At 68.0% G+C, this 16,804-nt stretch carries 18 protein-coding genes; 12 read left to right on the forward strand and 6 right to left on the reverse strand.

Translation table 11 applies throughout. From position 1 onward, the window contains the following. Positions 1-49 precede the first annotated feature (49 nt). Together cysN and ACZ1H8_RS00440 are read left to right on the forward strand one after the other, a co-directional pair. Complete coding sequence (gene cysN, locus ACZ1H8_RS00435; RefSeq protein ID WP_465179435.1) at positions 50-1,966, forward strand: sulfate adenylyltransferase subunit CysN; 1,917 nt, start codon at positions 50-52, stop codon at positions 1,964-1,966. Positions 1,967-1,977: 11 nt separating this feature from the next. Continuing rightward, positions 1,978-2,694 (forward strand): 3'(2'),5'-bisphosphate nucleotidase CysQ, encoded by a 717-nt coding sequence (locus ACZ1H8_RS00440; protein ID WP_465181452.1) that lies wholly within the window; start codon positions 1,978-1,980, stop codon positions 2,692-2,694. On the opposite strand, the gene ACZ1H8_RS00445 is transcribed toward ACZ1H8_RS00440, so the two are convergent. After that, positions 2,680-3,111 carry a hypothetical protein gene (locus ACZ1H8_RS00445; protein ID WP_465179436.1) on the reverse strand — a complete coding sequence of 144 codons (432 nt, stop codon included), beginning with the start codon at positions 3,109-3,111 and terminating at the stop codon, positions 2,680-2,682. The genes ACZ1H8_RS00440 and ACZ1H8_RS00445 overlap by 15 nt on opposite strands. A 397-nt stretch (positions 3,112-3,508) precedes the next feature. Here ACZ1H8_RS00445 and pcaF point away from each other — a divergent pair, with 397 nt between their 5' ends. The 3 genes from pcaF to ACZ1H8_RS00460 are packed head-to-tail and all read left to right on the forward strand — an operon-like array spanning position 3,509 to position 6,028. Beyond that, the gene (gene pcaF / locus ACZ1H8_RS00450) at positions 3,509-4,711 is read left to right on the forward strand and encodes a 3-oxoadipyl-CoA thiolase (protein WP_465179437.1); all 1,203 of its coding nucleotides are present in this window, start codon (positions 3,509-3,511) and stop codon (positions 4,709-4,711) included. A 35-nt stretch (positions 4,712-4,746) separates the two neighbouring features. Next, positions 4,747-4,980 (forward strand): hypothetical protein, encoded by a 234-nt coding sequence (locus ACZ1H8_RS00455; protein ID WP_465179438.1) that lies wholly within the window; start codon positions 4,747-4,749, stop codon positions 4,978-4,980. Between the two features lie 52 nt (positions 4,981-5,032). Then, complete coding sequence (locus ACZ1H8_RS00460) at positions 5,033-6,028, forward strand: alpha/beta fold hydrolase (RefSeq protein ID WP_465179439.1); 996 nt, start codon at positions 5,033-5,035, stop codon at positions 6,026-6,028. Between the two features lie 159 nt (positions 6,029-6,187). Here the strand turns inward: ACZ1H8_RS00460 and ACZ1H8_RS00465 are convergent, their stop codons facing one another. The 3 genes from ACZ1H8_RS00465 to ACZ1H8_RS00475 form a co-directional block, all read right to left on the reverse strand. Continuing rightward, positions 6,188-7,900: a thiamine pyrophosphate-dependent enzyme gene (locus ACZ1H8_RS00465; RefSeq protein ID WP_465179441.1), complete on the reverse strand. Its 1,713-nt coding sequence runs from the start codon at positions 7,898-7,900 to the stop codon at positions 6,188-6,190. Between the two features lie 118 nt (positions 7,901-8,018). Next, positions 8,019-8,210 carry a hypothetical protein gene (locus tag ACZ1H8_RS00470; RefSeq protein WP_465179442.1) on the reverse strand — a complete coding sequence of 64 codons (192 nt, stop codon included), beginning with the start codon at positions 8,208-8,210 and terminating at the stop codon, positions 8,019-8,021. Positions 8,211-8,260: 50 nt separating this feature from the next. Next, the gene (locus ACZ1H8_RS00475) at positions 8,261-8,845 is read right to left on the reverse strand and encodes an exopolysaccharide biosynthesis protein (RefSeq protein WP_465179443.1); all 585 of its coding nucleotides are present in this window, start codon (positions 8,843-8,845) and stop codon (positions 8,261-8,263) included. Between the two features lie 115 nt (positions 8,846-8,960). On the opposite strand from ACZ1H8_RS00475, the gene mbhE reads away from it, so the two are divergent. The 6 genes from mbhE to mnhG are packed head-to-tail and all read left to right on the forward strand — an operon-like array spanning position 8,961 to position 14,489. Next, a complete protein-coding gene (gene mbhE / locus ACZ1H8_RS00480; protein ID WP_465179444.1) occupies positions 8,961-11,690 on the forward strand; it encodes a hydrogen gas-evolving membrane-bound hydrogenase subunit E in 2,730 nt (909 codons plus the stop codon). Further along, positions 11,687-12,067 carry an NADH-quinone oxidoreductase subunit K gene (locus tag ACZ1H8_RS00485; RefSeq protein WP_219997924.1) on the forward strand — a complete coding sequence of 127 codons (381 nt, stop codon included), beginning with the start codon at positions 11,687-11,689 and terminating at the stop codon, positions 12,065-12,067. The genes mbhE and ACZ1H8_RS00485 overlap by 4 nt, the downstream gene beginning before the upstream one ends. Beyond that, positions 12,060-13,529, forward strand: coding sequence for a proton-conducting transporter transmembrane domain-containing protein (locus ACZ1H8_RS00490; RefSeq protein WP_465179445.1), 1,470 nt, complete (start codon positions 12,060-12,062; stop codon positions 13,527-13,529). Before ACZ1H8_RS00485 ends, ACZ1H8_RS00490 begins: the two co-directional genes overlap by 8 nt. Further along, positions 13,526-13,861: a Na+/H+ antiporter subunit E gene (locus ACZ1H8_RS00495; RefSeq protein ID WP_465179446.1), complete on the forward strand. Its 336-nt coding sequence runs from the start codon at positions 13,526-13,528 to the stop codon at positions 13,859-13,861. Before ACZ1H8_RS00490 ends, ACZ1H8_RS00495 begins: the two co-directional genes overlap by 4 nt. Continuing rightward, positions 13,858-14,136, forward strand: a complete 279-nt coding sequence (locus ACZ1H8_RS00500; protein WP_465179447.1) for an MrpF/PhaF family protein — start codon at positions 13,858-13,860, stop codon at positions 14,134-14,136. Before ACZ1H8_RS00495 ends, ACZ1H8_RS00500 begins: the two co-directional genes overlap by 4 nt. Next, positions 14,133-14,489, forward strand: a complete 357-nt coding sequence (gene mnhG, locus ACZ1H8_RS00505) for a monovalent cation/H(+) antiporter subunit G (protein WP_465179449.1) — start codon at positions 14,133-14,135, stop codon at positions 14,487-14,489. The genes ACZ1H8_RS00500 and mnhG overlap by 4 nt, the downstream gene beginning before the upstream one ends. Here the strand turns inward: mnhG and ACZ1H8_RS00510 are convergent. Further along, positions 14,470-14,907, reverse strand: a complete 438-nt coding sequence (locus ACZ1H8_RS00510; RefSeq protein WP_146233769.1) for a hypothetical protein — start codon at positions 14,905-14,907, stop codon at positions 14,470-14,472. The genes mnhG and ACZ1H8_RS00510 overlap by 20 nt on opposite strands. Before the next feature lie 141 nt (positions 14,908-15,048). Here ACZ1H8_RS00510 and ACZ1H8_RS00515 point away from each other — a divergent pair, with 141 nt between their 5' ends. Next, entirely contained in the window at positions 15,049-16,065 is a 1,017-nt protein-coding gene (locus tag ACZ1H8_RS00515) for an SDR family oxidoreductase (protein WP_465179451.1), read from the forward strand. On the opposite strand, the gene ACZ1H8_RS00520 is transcribed toward ACZ1H8_RS00515, so the two are convergent. Next, positions 16,066-16,800 (reverse strand): SDR family oxidoreductase, encoded by a 735-nt coding sequence (locus ACZ1H8_RS00520; RefSeq protein WP_465179452.1) that lies wholly within the window; start codon positions 16,798-16,800, stop codon positions 16,066-16,068. Between the last annotated feature and the right edge of the window lie 4 nt (positions 16,801-16,804).

Here is a 16,804-nt window from a genome sequence, read left to right on the forward strand (position 1 = left end):
CTGTCCCCGGGCCTCGCCTGCTCCGCTCCGCCCTCCCCGCGAGGACCGCATGACCGTCTCCTATCGCCCCGATGCGCTGATCGCGTCGGACATCTCCGCCTATCTTGCCCAGCATCAGAACAAGTCGCTGCTGCGCTTCATCACCTGCGGATCGGTCGATGACGGCAAGTCCACGCTGATCGGGCGGCTGCTCTATGACAGCAAGATGATCTTCGAGGATCAGCTCGCCGCCCTGGAGGCCGACAGCAAGCGCGTCGGTACCCAGGGGCAGGAGATCGACTTCGCGCTGCTGGTCGACGGCCTTGCCGCCGAGCGCGAACAGGGCATCACGATCGATGTCGCCTATCGCCTCTTCGCGACCGAGAAGCGCAAGTTCATCGTCGCCGATACGCCCGGCCACGAACAATATACCCGCAACATGGTCACCGGCGCCTCGACCGCCGATCTGGCGGTGATCCTGATCGATGCGCGCAAGGGCGTGCTGACCCAGACGCGGCGGCACAGCTATCTCGCGCACCTGATCGGCATCCGCCACATCGTGCTGGCGGTGAACAAGATGGACCTGGTCGGCTATGACCAGGCGGTGTTCGATGCGATCGTCGCCGAATATCGCGAGTTCGCGAGCTCGATCGGCATCGCCGATTTCACCGCGATCCCGCTGTCGGGCTTTCGCGGCGACAACATCACCACCCTGTCGGACAACACCCCCTGGTTCGCCGGCCCGGCGCTGATGCCGCATCTGGAAACGGTCGAGCTCGACGTCGATGCCGAGCGGGAAAAGCCGTTCCGCATGCCGGTGCAATGGGTCAACCGTCCCAATCTCGACTTTCGCGGTTTCTCGGGCCTGATCGCCTCGGGCACGGTGAAGCCCGGCGACAAGGTGCGCATCCTGCCCTCGGGCAGGACCACCAGCGTCACCCGGATCGTCACGCTGGGCGGGGACCTGGCGGAAGCCGACGCCGGCCAGTCGGTTACGCTGACGCTGGCCGACGAGGTCGATTGTTCGCGCGGCGACCTGATCGCCGCCGCCGAAGCGCCGCCCCAGGTCGCGGACCAGTTCCAGGCGACGATCGTGTGGATGGACCAGGAGGAGCTGCTTCCGGGGCGCGCCTATTGGCTGAAGATCGGCACCCAGACGGTCAGCGCCACCGTCCAGCCGCCGCGTCATGCGATCGACGTCAACACGCTGGCCGAACTCAGCGTCAAGACGCTCGGCCTGAACGATATCGGCGTGGCCGAGGTCTATACCGATCGCGGCATCGTGTTCGAGCCCTATGGCGATAGCCAGGCGCTGGGCGGCTTCATCCTGATCGACAAGATCAGCAATGCGACCGTCGCCGCGGGCATGCTCAACTTTTCGCTGCGCCGTGCGCAGAATGTCCATTGGCAGGCGACCGAGATCAACCGCGAGGCGCATGCGCGCCAGAAGAACCAGTCGCCGCGCCTGTTGTGGTTCACCGGCCTCTCCGGTTCGGGCAAGTCGACGATCGCCAATCTGGTCGAGAAGCGGCTGCACGCGCTGGGCAAGCACAGCTTCCTGCTGGACGGCGACAATGTCCGCCACGGGCTGAACAAGGATCTCGGCTTCACCGATGCCGACCGGATCGAGAATATCCGCCGCGTCGGCGAGGTGGCTCGACTGATGACCGATGCCGGCCTGATCGTGCTGACCGCCTTCATCTCGCCCTTCCGCGCCGAGCGCGAACTGGTGCGCAAGATGATGCCCGAGGGCGAGTTCTTCGAGATCTTCGTCGACACGCCACTCGACGAGGCCGAGCGCCGCGACGTCAAGGGACTGTACCGCAAGGCGCGCAGCGGCCAGATCGCCAATTTCACCGGCATCACCAGCCCCTATGAGGCACCGGTGAACCCGGAGATCCGCATCGATACCACCCGAACCTCGCCCGAGGCTGCCGCCGAGCTGATCGTCGAGCAGATCATGGGCGTGTGGAGCCCGACCCTGTGACGATCACCCCGATGACCGATGCCGAACTCGCCGCAGATATCGCGACCGAGGCAGGCAAGCTGCTGCTGGCGGTCCAGACCTGCGGCCTGTCGGGCAAGGCGTTGTGCAATGCCGGCGACCTTCAGTCGAACGACCTGATCCTGGCGCGGCTGCGCGCCGAGCGACCGGGCGATGCGATCCTGTCGGAGGAATCGGCCGACGATCTCGAACGGCTCAACCATCGCCGCGTCTGGATCGTCGATCCGCTCGACGGCACGCGCGAGTTCGGCGAGGGACGCGGCGACTGGGCGGTTCACATCGCGCTCGCGATCGACGGCGTGGCGGGGGTGGGTGCGGTCGCCCTGCCCGCGCTCGGCATCACCCTGTGCACCGGCCATCCCCCCGCGCTGGCCCCCGCCAATCATCCGCCGCGCATGGTCGTCAGCCGCACGCGCGCACCCGAACAGGTGACCCGGATCGCCGAGGCGATCGGGGCGGAACTGCTGCCGATGGGCTCCGCCGGCGCCAAGGCGATGGCGGTCGTGCGCGGCGAAGCCGACGTCTATTGGCATGCCGGCGGACAATATCAGTGGGACAATTGCGCACCGGTGGCGGTCGCCGCGGCGGCCGGGCTGCACGTCTCTCGCATCGACGGCACGCCGATGGTCTATAATCTCGAGGAACGCGCGATCCCGGACCTACTGATCTGCCGGCCCGAGCTGGCCGAGCAGCTGTTACGCTTCGGCTGACGCGGCGCCGTCGGGCGCGCCGGCGAACCACGCCTCGGCGTCCGGCTTGAACAGATAGCTGAGCGCCCAGGCGCGCAACAGATAGACCGCCCAGCCGACTGCCGACACGATGTCGAACCGCAAGCCGCTGCGGAAGAGCGTCAGCGCGAGCATCACTGTCGAGATCACGAACCAGATCGAGATCAGCCACTTTGCGGTGGCGCTGCGCCGGCGTGCTGCGAACCACCACAGCAACAGGGTCCCGATGCAGACGGCGGCCGATCCGAACACCAGCACGCCCGCGCCCATCGCGCGGGTGTTGGGATTTGCCTCCATCATCGCGACGCCGCTTTCCCAACTCAGCGCGATCGAGACCAGGCTAAGCGCGAATGCCGCCAGATAGAGTCGTTCGAACCAAAGGATCGATGTCGGACGCATGATGATCTTCCCCTGTCAGCCGCCCACGATAGCGCAGCCCGCCGCCCGTGCAACGCTTTCGGCTCGTCCGATGATGGGGGTTGCCGGCGCGCGAGGGGGGAGGTGTGCGCCGGCAATCCCCTGATGCCGGGCACATGTTGCCGCGATATGTCTGAGCTAAGGACGGGCCGCACCGCTTCAGCGGCCTGCGCGGACCGATCGATCTCGGCGGCAAGGCGTTCGAATATCGCCTGCTGGATAGTGTCCGCCCTGCCCCCGCGGAGCGTCGATCGAAGGATTGCCGCACTATGGCACACTCAGTTTCGCCAACCAGCTTTGCCGCCCGGGCTGACTTCCCATCGCCGGGGCGGATCGATAGAGCCGGGCCGAAAAAGACAGTTTGTCCAAGGGGAGTTTCATGCCCGACGCCTTTATCTGCGACGCGGTTCGCACGCCGATCGGTCGTCTGAACGGCGCACTGTCTGCGGTTCGAGCGGACGATCTTGCGGCGATTCCGTTGCGCGAGCTGGCGCGGCGCAATACCGGTGCCGACTGGGCCGCGCTGGACGACGTCATCCTGGGCTGCGCGAACCAGTCGGGCGAGGATAATCGCAACGTCGCGCGCATGGCGGTGCTGCTCTCCGGCCTGCCGGATGCGGTACCGGGCATCACCGTCAACCGGCTATGCGCCTCCGGCCTGAATGCGATCGGCATGGCGGCGCAGGCGATCCGTGCGGGCGACGCCGAGTTCCTGCTGGCCGGCGGGGTCGAGAGCATGACGCGCGCGCCCTATGTGATGGGCAAGTCGAGCGGGCCGTTCGACCGGTCGCAGAAGCTGGAGGACACCACGCTGGGCTGGCGCTTCGTCAACCCGGCGATGCGCGCCGCCTATGGCGTCGACACCATGCCGCAGACTGCCGAGAACGTCGCCGAGGACTGGCAGGTCGCGCGTGACGAGCAGGACGCGTTCGCGCTCCACAGCCAGGAAAAGGCGCTCGCCGCCCAGGCCTCGGGCCGGCTGGCGGCGGAGATCGTCGCGGTGGAGATACCGGTGAAGAACGACGCCCCGCGCATCGTCGACACCGACGAGCATCCGCGCCGCACCAGCCTGGAGGCGCTGGCGAAGCTCAGGCCGGTGGTGCGCGAGGGCGGCACGATCACCGCGGGCAACGCATCGGGACTGAACGACGGAGCAGCTGCGATGGTCATCGCCTCGGCCGAGGCGGCGCAGCGTCACGGTCTGACCCCGCGCGCCCGTGTCGTCGGCATCGCCGCCAGCGGCTTGGCACCGCGGGTGATGGGCATGGGCCCGGTCGAGGCGGTGCGCAAGCTGCTGACGCGCACCGGCGTGACGATCGATCAGGTCGACATCATCGAGCTGAACGAGGCCTTCGCCAGCCAGGGCATCGCCGTGCTGCGCGAGCTGGGCGTCGACTGGCGCGATCCGCGGGTCAATCCGAACGGCGGCGCGATCGCGCTGGGCCATCCGCTCGGCATGTCGGGCGCGCGCATCGCGATGACCGCGGTCGAGCAGCTGGCCCGCACCGGCGGCCGCTACGCGATCGCCACCATGTGCGTCGGCGTCGGCCAGGGCGTCGCCATGCTGGTCGAGCGCGTCTGATTGCAATTCGCGGCCATTCGCGCCACTTGGCCGCGATGACCACGGCAAGCCAGCTTCAGGACCGCATCGCCACCACGCTGGCGCGCAAGATCGGCGGCACCCAGCGGCGCTGGCGATTGCTGGTCGGTCCAATCAAATTATACGATCGTACAACGCATCCGCACTGTAACTGGACGGTGCGCCCGAGCGGCGGCGCTGGCGAGGTCGCGGCGATCGAGCGGCTGCTCGACACGTTGCGCCTGGAAGTGCCGATCATCGAGGAAGGCTGACGGAGCGCTCGCGTAACTGCCGCGTTGTCCGAACATGCAGAGAACGAGATCGATGACAGCGGCGTTCGCGCTTCCGCTGATGCTGATGGGGACCCCCGCGCTGGCGCAGACCGAGAAGCTGGGCGCCAATCTCGAGCGCTTCGCCTATCCGTTCCCGGTCACCTGGTACGAGACGCGGTCGCAGGGCGCGCCGGTGCGTATGGCCTATATGGACATCGCGCCGACCGCAGCCGCCAATGGGCGCACGGTCGTGCTGCTGCACGGCAAGAATTTCTGCGCCTCGACCTGGGAGGCGACCGCACGCACGCTGGCCGCGCGGGGTTACCGGGTGATCGTCCCCGACCAGATCGGCTTCTGCAAATCGTCCAAGCCCAGTGGCTATCAGTACAGCTTCCACGCCATGGCCGAGCTGACCCGCGGGCTGCTCGACCGGGCGGGCGTCGGCAAGGTCACGCTCGTCGGCCACTCGACCGGCGGGATCCTGGCGATGCGGTTTGCCTTGCTTCACCCGGAGCGGCTCGACCGGCTGGTGCTGGTCAATCCGCTGGGTCTCAACGACACGATCGCGGAGGGCGTGCCCTATAGCGATCTGGGCACGCTGCGCGCCGAGGAAGCGAAGACCGACGCCGGGTCGATCCGGGCCTATCAGCAGCGCACCTATTATGGCGGCAAGTGGCGCCCCGATTATGATCGCTGGGTCGCGATGCTGGCCGGGCAATATGCCAGCGACGATGGCGATGTCGTGCGCGACGCGCAGGCGCGGCTGTCGGACATGATCCTGACCCAGCCGGTGGCAGCCGAAATCCCGCGCATCCGCACCCCGGTCTCGCTGATCATCGGCCAGAAGGACCTGACTGCCTTCCGCGCCAATACCGCGCCCGAGGCGATCCGCAGCCGGGTGCGAACGGTGCCCAAGGCGGCCGAGGAAGCGGTGACGCGCTTTCCGGACGCCCGGCTGGTCCGGCTGCCGGCGCTGGGCCATTCGCCTCAGGTCGAGGATCCCGCCGCATTCGAGGCGGCGCTCCTAGGCGAACTCGCGCGGCGCTGAGCCCGTCAGCGGCCCCGCGCCAGCATAGCGCGCAGGAGCAGGGCCACCAGTCGGCGAGCGCCGGGACCGCGCCCCGCTTGCAGATGCGGATCGAGCCAATCGCGGAAGATGTAGATCACTCGGTGCCCCGCGCGAACGTGACCCATGAAGCACCGCGCCTCAATCGACCGCGTTGCGGACCAGCCCGACGACATCGCCCGCCCGGCCGGCCAGCACTGCCTTGGCCGAATAGAGCGCGGTACCGAACATCTGGCCGATCTCGATCTTTGGCGGCATCACCAGTTCGAACCGGTCGGTGACGACATCAAGCAGTGCGGGTCCGGGCGCATCAAGCCAGGCACGCACCGCGCCCGGCAGGTCGCTACTCCGCTCGACGCGGCGGGCGTGAAAACCGATCGCTTCCGCCACACGCGAGAAATCGGGGTTCACCAGATCGGTATAGGCGTCGAGCACCCCGTCGACCTTCTGCTCGAGCTCGACGAAGCCCAGCGAGCTGTTGTTGAACACGCAGACCTTGATCGGCAGCTTTTCCTGAACCGCCGTCAGCAGGTCGCCCAGCAGCATGGCGATGCCGCCATCTCCGGACAGCGAGATGACCTGGCGCTCCGGAAACGCCGCTTTTGCGCCAAGCGCCTGCGGCATGGCATTGGCCATGGTACCGTGCGTCAGTGAGATCACCCGCCGATTGGCCCCGGTCGAGGGCACATGGCGCAGGCACCACACCATCGGCGAGCCGCAATCCGCGGTGTAGATCGCGTCGGCATCGGCGGCGGCGGCGATGATTTCGGTGAGATATTGCGGATGGATCGCGCGGCCATCGTCCTCGACCGCATGCTTGCGCTGACTCGCGACCGCCTTTTCGTGATGATCCAGGCATTCGTCGAGAAAGGCGCGGTCCTCGCGCTGCGCGATCATTGGCAGTAACGCCTCGACCGTGTCGACCACGTCGCCGGTCGCGGCGATATCGACCGGATGGCGGCGACCGAGATGGCTGCCGTCGATATCGACCTGGATGATCGTCGCGTCCGACGGATAATATTGCCGCCAGGCGAAGTCGCATCCGAGCAGCAGCAGCGTGTCGCACGACATCAGCGCGTGATAGCCCGCTTCCGACCCGAAGATGCCGGTCATGCCGACATTGTGCGGGTTGCCATGTTCGAGGAAGTCCTTGGCACGCGACGTATGCGCGACCGGCGCGTTCAACCGCTTCGCCAGCGCGACGACCGCCTCGCCGGCATGTTCGCACCCCGATCCGCCATAGATGGCGACGCGCTTGCCGCGGTTCAGCGCCTCGGCGATGTGCGCCAGCTCGTCTTCGGACGGACGGGTCCGCGGCCGGGTGCGATGGACCGCGAAGGCGGGTTTGTCCGCGACCTTCGCCTGCGACACATCGACCGGCACGATCAGCACCGCCACCCCCTTCTTCGCCAGCGCCGCCTGAGCCGCCATCGCGGTCATCCGCCGCGCCTGTTCGGGGGTGCGGACCTCTTCGCAGAATACGCTGCTGCTGGAATAGACCGCCTTGAAATCGACCTCCTGCGGGAAGTCGAAGCCCAGTTCGTCGCGGACGATCTGGCTGGCGATCAGCACCACCGGCGCGCGGTTGCGATGGCTCTCGAACAGGCCGTTGATGAAGTGAAGCCCGCCCGGCCCGCACGAACCGGCACAGGCGGCCAGTTCGCCGGTCAGCAGCGCGTCGGCCCCCGCGGCGAACCCGCCCGCCTCTTCATGGCGCACATGGATCCAGCGCATGTCGCTGCGCCGGATGGCGTCGGTCACGTGATTGAGCGTATCCCCGGCCACGCCATAGCAGCGGCGCACGCCAGCCTCGTAAAGCGTCTCGATGATGATCTCGGCAACGGTGTGGCTCATGCGGGGCGCCTCCAGCTGGCAAACTGACATGGGTTAACGTCCATGCCCTTCGGGCGTTTCGTGCCTCGTCCCGCGACCGCCGCCAATCATCCGGAAGTTTGGGTGCCGTCCGGTTGCGCTACCGGGTGTTTTCCGGGCCCGGCACGCCGGACTCGTTGCCGACTGCCTCGCCCCGCTCGCTCTCGCGCACGTGCGACAGGTTCATGCCGATGAAGATCACGCCGACGATCGCGAAGATCGCGACGAGGATGAGGATCAGGCCCCGGCGATTGCGGGGCGTGGACGGGGTTTCGCGGGGGGTCGGTTCCATCGAGGCACAACGTCATGGTTGCGGTTCCGATCCCCGCAGACAGGACAGGCTCACAGCAGCAGGACGGCGCCCAGCACGACGACAGCGGCGGTGATCGCCATTGCCGCGATCATCAACACCCCGTCGCGCAGCAGCAGCGCCGTACCGAAGGCAGCGATTGCCGACATGGGCGCGGTTGTCGCCAGCGGGATGAGTTCAAGCGGCGGAACCGACAAGGCGAGCAGTATGATCAGAACCGCGGCGATCTTCAGCGGTGTTCCCTGCGTCATCCAGCATAGCCGGCCGTGAAACCAGCGGTCGAGCCGGCGGCCGGTCGACCCCAGCTTGCTCGTGACCTTGCACAGGGTACGCGCCTTGAGGTGACGGCGTTCGACGAAGGCGGGGAGCCAGGGTTCGCTTCGGCCGATCAATATCTCGACCGCGACCAGGATGATCGTCGCCGCCATCAGCGTCGGCACGCCCGGGATCGATCCGACGGGCGTGATGTCGATCAATGCGGGAAACAGCAGGAAGGCGCCCTGTCCCCGCTGGCCCAATGCCTCGCGAATATCGCCGACACTGACGCGATCGGACCCCGATGCCGCCTGGTCGAGGCGGTCGAGGATATCGCCGATACCGTGGGACGCTTCGCTCATGGGCAGGCTGAACGGCATGGAGACGAGTCCAGTTCCCACCGCCAATCAGACCCAGCGGGCATAAAAACGACTCGGGGGCTGCATCCGATCGCGCTTTCGGGCATTGGTGGGGCAGATGATCGTTGTTCTGCTGATTTCCTTCTTCGGTGCGTGCACGGTTCCGCTGCTCGCCCGGGTGATGGGGCGCGGCGCGGGGTTCCTGATCGCGTTGCTGCCGCTCGGGCTGCTCGCCGCATTCATCTCGGTCGCGCCGATCGTCGAGCGTGGATGGGTTCGCGGCCAGGGAATCTCCTGGGCGCCGCAACTGGGGCTGGACTTCACGCTCCGCCTCGATGGCTTCTCCTTCCTGTTCTGCCTGCTGGTGACCGGGATCGGCGCGCTCGTGATCATCTATTCGGGCGGCTATCTGACCGGAAAACCGCGGGTCGAGCGCAGCCGGTTCTTCACGCTGATCCTGCTGTTCATGACCGCGATGCTGGGCACGGTGCTCGCGGAAAACCTGCTGGTGCTGCTGATCTTCTGGGAAGCGACCAGCGTGCTGTCGTTCCTGCTGGTCGGGTTCGACGGACGCAGCGCCCGGTCACGCCGCGCCGCGACGATGGCGCTTCAGGTCACCGCGTTCGGCGGGCTGATGCTGCTGGCCGCGGTCATGATGATCGGCCATGTGCTGGGCACCTATTCGATGGCCGAGGCAGTGCGCCAGGCCGATGTGATCGCCGCCAGCCCCCTGGGCGGGCCGATCGTCGCCTGCATCCTCATCGCCGCCTTCACCAAGTCGGCGCAATTCCCGTTCCATTTCTGGCTGCCCAACGCGATGCAGGCGCCGACGCCGGCATCGGCCTATCTCCATTCCGCGACGATGGTGAAGCTGGGCATCTATCTGCTCGCCCGGTTCGAACCGGTGTTCGCCGCGACCAGCTGGGGCCGCGCAACCGTCATCACCGTCGCCTGTATCACCATGCTGGTCGCCGCGCTCCAGGCGCTCAGGGCGGAGAATTTCAAGTCGGCGCTCGCCTATTCGACGATCGCGTCGCTCGGCATCCTGACCCTGCTCGTCGGGCTGGACGGACCCGCGGCGACCGTGGCGATGGTCGGCTTCCTGATGGCGCACGCACTGTACAAGGCGGCCCTCTTCTTCTGCGCCGGATCGGTGATCCATTCGACCGGGCAACAGAATCTGCGCTCGCTGGGCGGACTGGTCCGGGTGCTGCCGATCACCGCACTCGCCTGCACCGGGGCAAGCCTGTCGATGGCGGGCATCCCGCCCTTTCTCGGCTTCATCTCCAAGGAATTCCTGTTCGAGGCGCAGCTGGAAAGCAGCTGGGAGCTGGTCCCGCTGGCGATCGCCGTGCTGGTCAATGCGGTGATGGTCGGCGTGGCCGGCGTCATCACGCTGCGCCCCTTCTTCCTGGGTCGCGACAAGCCGGTCGAGATCAAGCATCGTGAAAGCCTGTCGGTCGTCGCGCCGCCGCTGCTGCTGGCGCTGGCCGGCCTGATCATCAGCCTCGATCCCGACTGGATCACGCGCGTGGCGCTGCGCCCCGCCGTCGCCGCCGTCTATGGCCGGCCGGTCGAGGTCGATATCTCGGTGTGGCACGGCATCACGCCGATGCTGATGCTCAGCTTCGTCGCGGTCAGCATCGGCCTGCTGATCATCCGCTTCTGGAAGCTGATCCACATCCGGCTGCGCGGCGTCGACCGTCTCGACGCCTATGCGATCGAGCGACTGTGGGAGCGCGGGCTGCGCGGGCTGGTGGCGGGTGCGCGCGGGCTGACGGCGTGGATCCAGCATGGCGACCTGCGCCGCTATCTCCTAACCGTCGTGATCGGCATGGCTGCGCTGATCTTCTGGTCGGTGGGCATGGCGGATGCCTGGCCGAACATTCCGGAGCTGGGCGACATCCGCATCGCTCCGGCGATCGTCGCACTGGTCGGCCTGGGCGGCGCGATTGCCGCGACCCGGACAAAGTCACTGGTCGCCGGGCTCGTCGCCACGGGCCTGACCGGATTCGCCGTCGCGATCACCTTCATGATGAACGGCGCGCCCGATCTGGCGTTGACCCAGTTCACCGTCGAGGCGCTGATCGTCGTCCTGCTGACCGCGCTGCTGCTGGCGATCCCGATCGCCACGCCGGCGACCCGGACCGCGGCGATGCGGCGCAGCGATGCGGTCACCGCCGCGGTGCTGGCGGGACTGTTGTTCTTCGGCTTTCTCGACATGGCGGCGCGTGGTCATGAATCGGCGGCAGGCGAGTTCTTCGGCCGGATGAGCTATGTCGCGGCGCAGGGGCATAATGTCGTCAACGTGATTCTGGTCGATTTCCGTGCGATCGACACGCTGGGCGAGACCTTCGTCATCGCGGTCTCCGCCATCCTCGCCGCATCGTTGCTCGCCGCGCGCGGTCGCAAGGCGCCGCCGGGCGCGCCCGCACCGGTCCATTTCTCGTTCGCGATCGTCGGGCGCGGGCTGGCGCTGCTGTTGCTCGCGGCATCGATCGTCATCCTGTGGCGCGGGCATGACCAGCCGGGCGGCGGCTTTGTCGGCGGGCTGGTCGCGGCGCTCGCCTTTGCCGTGCTGTCGCTCGCCTATGGCGTCGACCGCGCGCAACGATCGCTCCGCGCACGCCCCCTGACCCTGGTCGGCATCGGTATGGGATGCGTGCTGATCAGCGGACTGCCGGGGATGCTCGGCGGCAAGCCCTATCTCACCCATTTATGGTGGGACGGCGCCGGTATCCTGCCCAAGCTGGGCACGACGATCCTGTTCGACCTGGGCGTCTATCTGGTGGTGCTGGGCGCGGTGCTCGCCTTCCTCTTCGGGCTGCAGCGGGAGGCGAGCCGATGACGATCCTCTATGCGCTGGTCGGTGCCGGCATGTTCGGCTGCGCGATCTTCCTGATCCTGTCGCGCAATCTGGTTCGCATGCTGCTGGGCCTGTCGCTGCTGGCGACTGGGACGAATCTGTTGCTGTTCCTGACCGGACGGATCCGCAGCCAGCAGCCACCGATCATCGAGGAAGGCGGAAAGACGCTGGGCGAGTCGGCCGATCCGATCACCCAGGCGATGATCCTGACCGCGATCGTCATCGGCTTCGCGCTGACCGTCATGCTGGCGGTGCTGGTGCTGCGCGCCTGGCGGACGCAGGGCAGCGTCGATGCCCGCGACGGCGATGCCGCCGAGGCGCTCGGCCCGCCCAAGGAACGCGATCCGGTCGATGCGTGACGCCCTTCTCCTGATCGCACCGGTCCTGGTGCCCTTTCTCGGCGCGGCGCTGGCAATGATGCTGCGCGAGCGGCCGGTGATCGCGCGGGCCATCGGCATGGGCACGACCCTGCTGCTCGCGCTCGCCTCGTTCGCCTTGCTGTGGCGGACGGCGGCACGGAGCGACCTGCCGCTGACGGTGTTCGGTGGCTGGCCGCGCGGCTTCGGCATCAGCTTTTCCGCGTCCTGGCCCGGCGTCGCGCTGGTCGCGGTGACTGCGCTGATCGCGGTCGCGGCCGCGCTCTATTCGATCGGCGATATCGGGCCGCGCCGGCGGCGCGCGGGCTATGACGCGCTGATGCTCGCGCTGCTGGGCGCGGTGAACGGCGCGTTCCTGACCGACGATTTGTTCAACCTCTATGTCTGGTTCGAACTTGCGCTGGTCGCGGCGCTGGGCCTGCTGACGATCGACCGGCGGCCGGCGCAGATCGACGGGGCGATCCGCTATGCCAGCTTCGCGATGCTGGCCGCGACCGCCATCCTGCTCGGCGTCGGCATGATCTATGGAATCACCGGCACGCTCGATATTCGCGAGGCGGGTGCGGCGCTGGCCGGGCAGCCGCCGGGCTTTGCGCTCGCCGTCGCCTCGGCGCTGCTGCTGGCCGGGCTGGCGCTGAAGGCTGGCCTTGCGCCTTTCCATTTGTGGTTGCCGGCCTCCTATCACACCGCGCCGACCACGGTCGCCTCGGTGTTCGCCGGCCTGCTGACGAAGATGGGCTTCTATGCCCTGCTGCTGGTGTTCGCCGCGATGTTCGGCACCGCCTCCGGCTCGCTGTCCGCCGCGCAACTGACGCCGGTCTTCGGCGTGATCGCGTCTGTGACGATGATCGTGTGCGCGCTCGGCGCACTGGCGCAGACCGATATGCGGCGGCTGCTCGCCTATCATGTGATCGCGCAGGTCGGGTATATGGCGGTCGGGCTGGCGCTGGCGTCGCGCGAGGGCGTGGCTGCGTCGGTCTTCTACATGGTGCACTCTATCATCGTGCAGGCGAACCTGTTCCTCGGCATCGGGCTCATCCGGCGCGCCAGCGGCAGCTGGGACCTGAGCGGGACCGGCGGCATGGTCCGCCGCGAGCCGCTGTTCGCACTGCTTTTCGCGGTGCCGGTGCTGTCGCTGGCCGGCATCCCGCCCTTTTCGGGCTTCTGGGCGAAGCTGATCGTGATCCGCGAGAGCCTGGACGCCGGCATGGGCTGGCTGGGGGCGATCGCGATCGTCGCGGGGCTGCTGACGATCGTGTCGATGGCGATCCTGTGGACCGATGCCTGCTGGAAGGATCCGCGCCGGCCGCTCCATCGGATCCCGCGCAGCGGCATCGCGGCGATGGCGTTGCTGAGCGGTGCGACGGTGGCGATCGGCATCCTGCCGCAATGGCTGTGGACGGTCGCGATGCTGTCGGCACGCGCATTGACGGGAGCGCCATGACGATGGTTCGCAAGGCAAGGGCCGCGCTGGTGCTGGTGGCGGTGTTCCTGTGGGATCTGGTCGCCGCCTCGCTGTCGGTTGCCCGCATCGTGCTGGCGCCGCGCGTGCGGACCAACCCGGCGATCGTGGTGGTGCCGGTGTCGGTGCGCCGCCCCTGGGCAGTGGCGCTGTTCGCCTATTTCACCTCGCTGACGCCCGGCTCGACCTGCGTCCATGTGTCCGAGGATCGCGCGCGGCTGTATCTCCATGTGCTGGACACCACGGATCCGGAGGCGACCGCCGCCCGATTCAAGCGGCTGTACGAACGCTGGATCGCGGAGCTGGAGGCATGATCGAGATCGAGACCCTGGCTGCGGTCCTGGCCGTCCTGCTGACCGGCGCGCTGATCCTGGCGGCGTGGCGGATGGTGCGCGGATCAAGCTTTGCCGACCGGTTCATCGCGCTCGACATGCTGACCGCGGTCGCGGTGGGCTTTGCTGCGCTGACCGCGGTGGCGACCGGGCGCGGCGCGTTTCTCGACATCGCGCTGGGCATTTCGCTGATCAACTTCGTGGCGACCGCCGCCTTCGCGGTGTTCCTCGAGCGCAAGCAGAAGGAGGAGTCATGACGATCGCGGCGATGGTGTTGATGGTGCTGGGCACCGGCTTCCTGCTGGTCGCCGCGATCGGCGTGATCCGCCTGCCCGACCCGCTGCAGCGAATGCACAGCGCGACCAAGGCCGGCACGCTCGGCACCGCGCTGCTGCTGCTGGGCGTCGCGCTGTCGGGCAGGATCGATGGCGGCAACAGCGGGGCACTCGCCATCCTGTTCCTGCTCGTCACCCTGCCGATCGGGGCGCAGTTGCTGGCCCGCGGCACCTATGTCTCCGGCACCCCGCTAAAGGGCGTCGACGAGGCGGTGCTGAAGGGCGAGCTCGACCGCGCGGACGAGCCGGTCGGGGTCAGGTCGCCAGAGAACTGAGCCCCGGCGCGCTGGCGGTCGGCAGCATCTTGCCCCCCGCAATCCGTCCGCGCACGTCGAGGAAGATCGCGCGCGCGGTATCGGAGAGCTCAGGATCGAGCAAATGATCGTCGATCAGCTTCATCAGCCCGCGCTTCGCATCCCGGCTGGCAGCGCCGGCCGAGGCATCGTCATCATCCCATAGCCGGTCGACCGCCAGCTTGAGCTGATCGACCAGGCGGAGCATCGATCCCGGCTCGCCGTCGCGCCCCTGGCGGACCTCGATCGCCAGATCGGCCAGCTTGTCGGCGCGGCGGGCAAGGACCTCGGAGAGCTGCGGGTCCTCGGCGATCTTCGCGGCGGTGCGATGGACGCTGGCGGCATCCGCGAGGGCGTCGGACAACGCAAGCAGCGCGGCGGTGTCGGGGCGATCGGGCATCGCGGAGGTCCTTTCATCGATGTCGGTCACCCTGTCGAACCCGCGACGGCACGGGCCCGTTCCCTTTTGTCGGCACACACGGACCTTCCGACCATCGGTCACGTTGCCTGCGCAACCCCCGACACGGACAGGAGAAATTACGTGGCCCTGCGGCTGAAACCCATTTCCGAACAGGTCATCGTGATCACCGGCGCGACGTCGGGCCATGGCCTCCTCGCCGCCCGGCTGGCCGCGGCGCGCGGCGCGAAGGTGATGCTGTGCGCGCGCGACGAAGCCGCGCTCCGCACGGTCTGCGACGCGATTCGCGCGGGTGGCGGGACCGCCGAGTTCGTCGCTGCCGATGTCGGGGTCGAGGCGGATGTCCAGCGACTGGCCGACGAGACGATCGCGCGGTTCGGCCGATTCGACAGCTGGGTCAACAATGCCGGGATCGGCGTCTATGCCGAACTGCTCGACCTGCCGATCAACGAGCACCGTCAGGTGTTCGAGACCAATTACTGGGGTGTCGTCCATGGGTCGCTCATCGCGCTGCGCCATCTTGAGGCACGGCCGGGCGGCGGGGCGCTGATCACCATCGGGTCGATCAACAGCGACATGGGCAGCCCGATGCTGGGCGCCTACACCGCGTCAAAACATGCGGTGAAGGGTTTCATCGACTCGCTGCGGATCGAGGCGAAGCGACGGGGCGCGCCCGTGTCGATCACGCTGATCAAGCCGAGCGCGATCGGCACGCCCTTTCCCGAACATGGCCGCAATCACAGCGGCTTTCGCGCGCGCCTGCCCCAGCCGCTCTATGCCCCCAATGTGGTGGCCGAGGCGATCCTCGACGCGGCACAGCATCCGCGCAGGGCGGTGACCGTCGGCGGCATCGGCAAGCTGCAGGTGCTGGGTGCCACGATCTTTCCCGCGCTGTTCGATCGACTGGCGACGCAGATGGTGCCGCTGCTGGTGGAGAAGGACAAACCGGTCGGCGAGGTCGAGGGCAATCTGTTCGAGCCGCAGGGCGATGACGGCCGGACCGAGGGGCGTCAGCGCGGGCGCCGGTTCAGCCTGTTCACCGGCGCACGGCGCCACCGGATCGCGTCGACCGGCGCGCTGGTCGCAGTCGGCGCGGTCGGCATGGTGCTCGCCGGGCGGCGCATCGCGCGCGGTCGCTGATCAGAAATGGGCGAGATAGCCGCCGTCGACCGCCAGCACCTGGCCGGTGACATAGGAGGCGGCGTCGGAAGCGAAGAACAGCACCGCGCCGGCAATCTCCTCGGGCCGACCCCAGCGACCGAGCGAGGTACGCCGCTGGAGATGCTCGGCGATCGCGGGATCGGCCACCATCTCCGAGTTCGCTTGGGTCGCGAAAAAGCCGGGCGCCACCGAATTGACCGTGATCCCGCGCGGCCCCAGCTCAGCGGCCAGCGCACGGGTCAGCGCGTCGAGCCCGCCCTTCGACATGGTGTAGGCGGCATCCCCGGCCCGCGCGATCGGTCCGGCGATCGAGCTGATGTTGACGATCCGCCCGCGCTCGCCCATCCGCGGCGCGAGCGCGCGCGCCAGATCGAACGGCGCGACCAGATTGATCTCCAGCATCCGCCGCACCGCATCGCGATCCAGCGCGTCGATCGGGCGGCGGTCGCGCTCCCCGGCATTGTTGACGAGGATGTGAACCGGTGGGCAATCGGCCAGCGCCGCGACGGCCGCCGCCTCGTCCGCCAGGTCGAAGCATAACGGCTCGCCCGACCCGCCCGTCGCGGTGATCTCATTCATCAGCCGCGCCAGACGCTCGGGCCGCCGCCCGTGGAGCAGCACATGCGCCCCTGCCCCGGCCAGCCCCAGCGCGATCTCGCGGCCCAGCCCGCCAGCGGCGCCGGTGACCAGCGCCGTCCGTCCCGAAAGCGTCACGATG

The sequence above is a fragment of the Sphingomonas sp. BL-S-25 genome, from assembly GCF_055521555.1.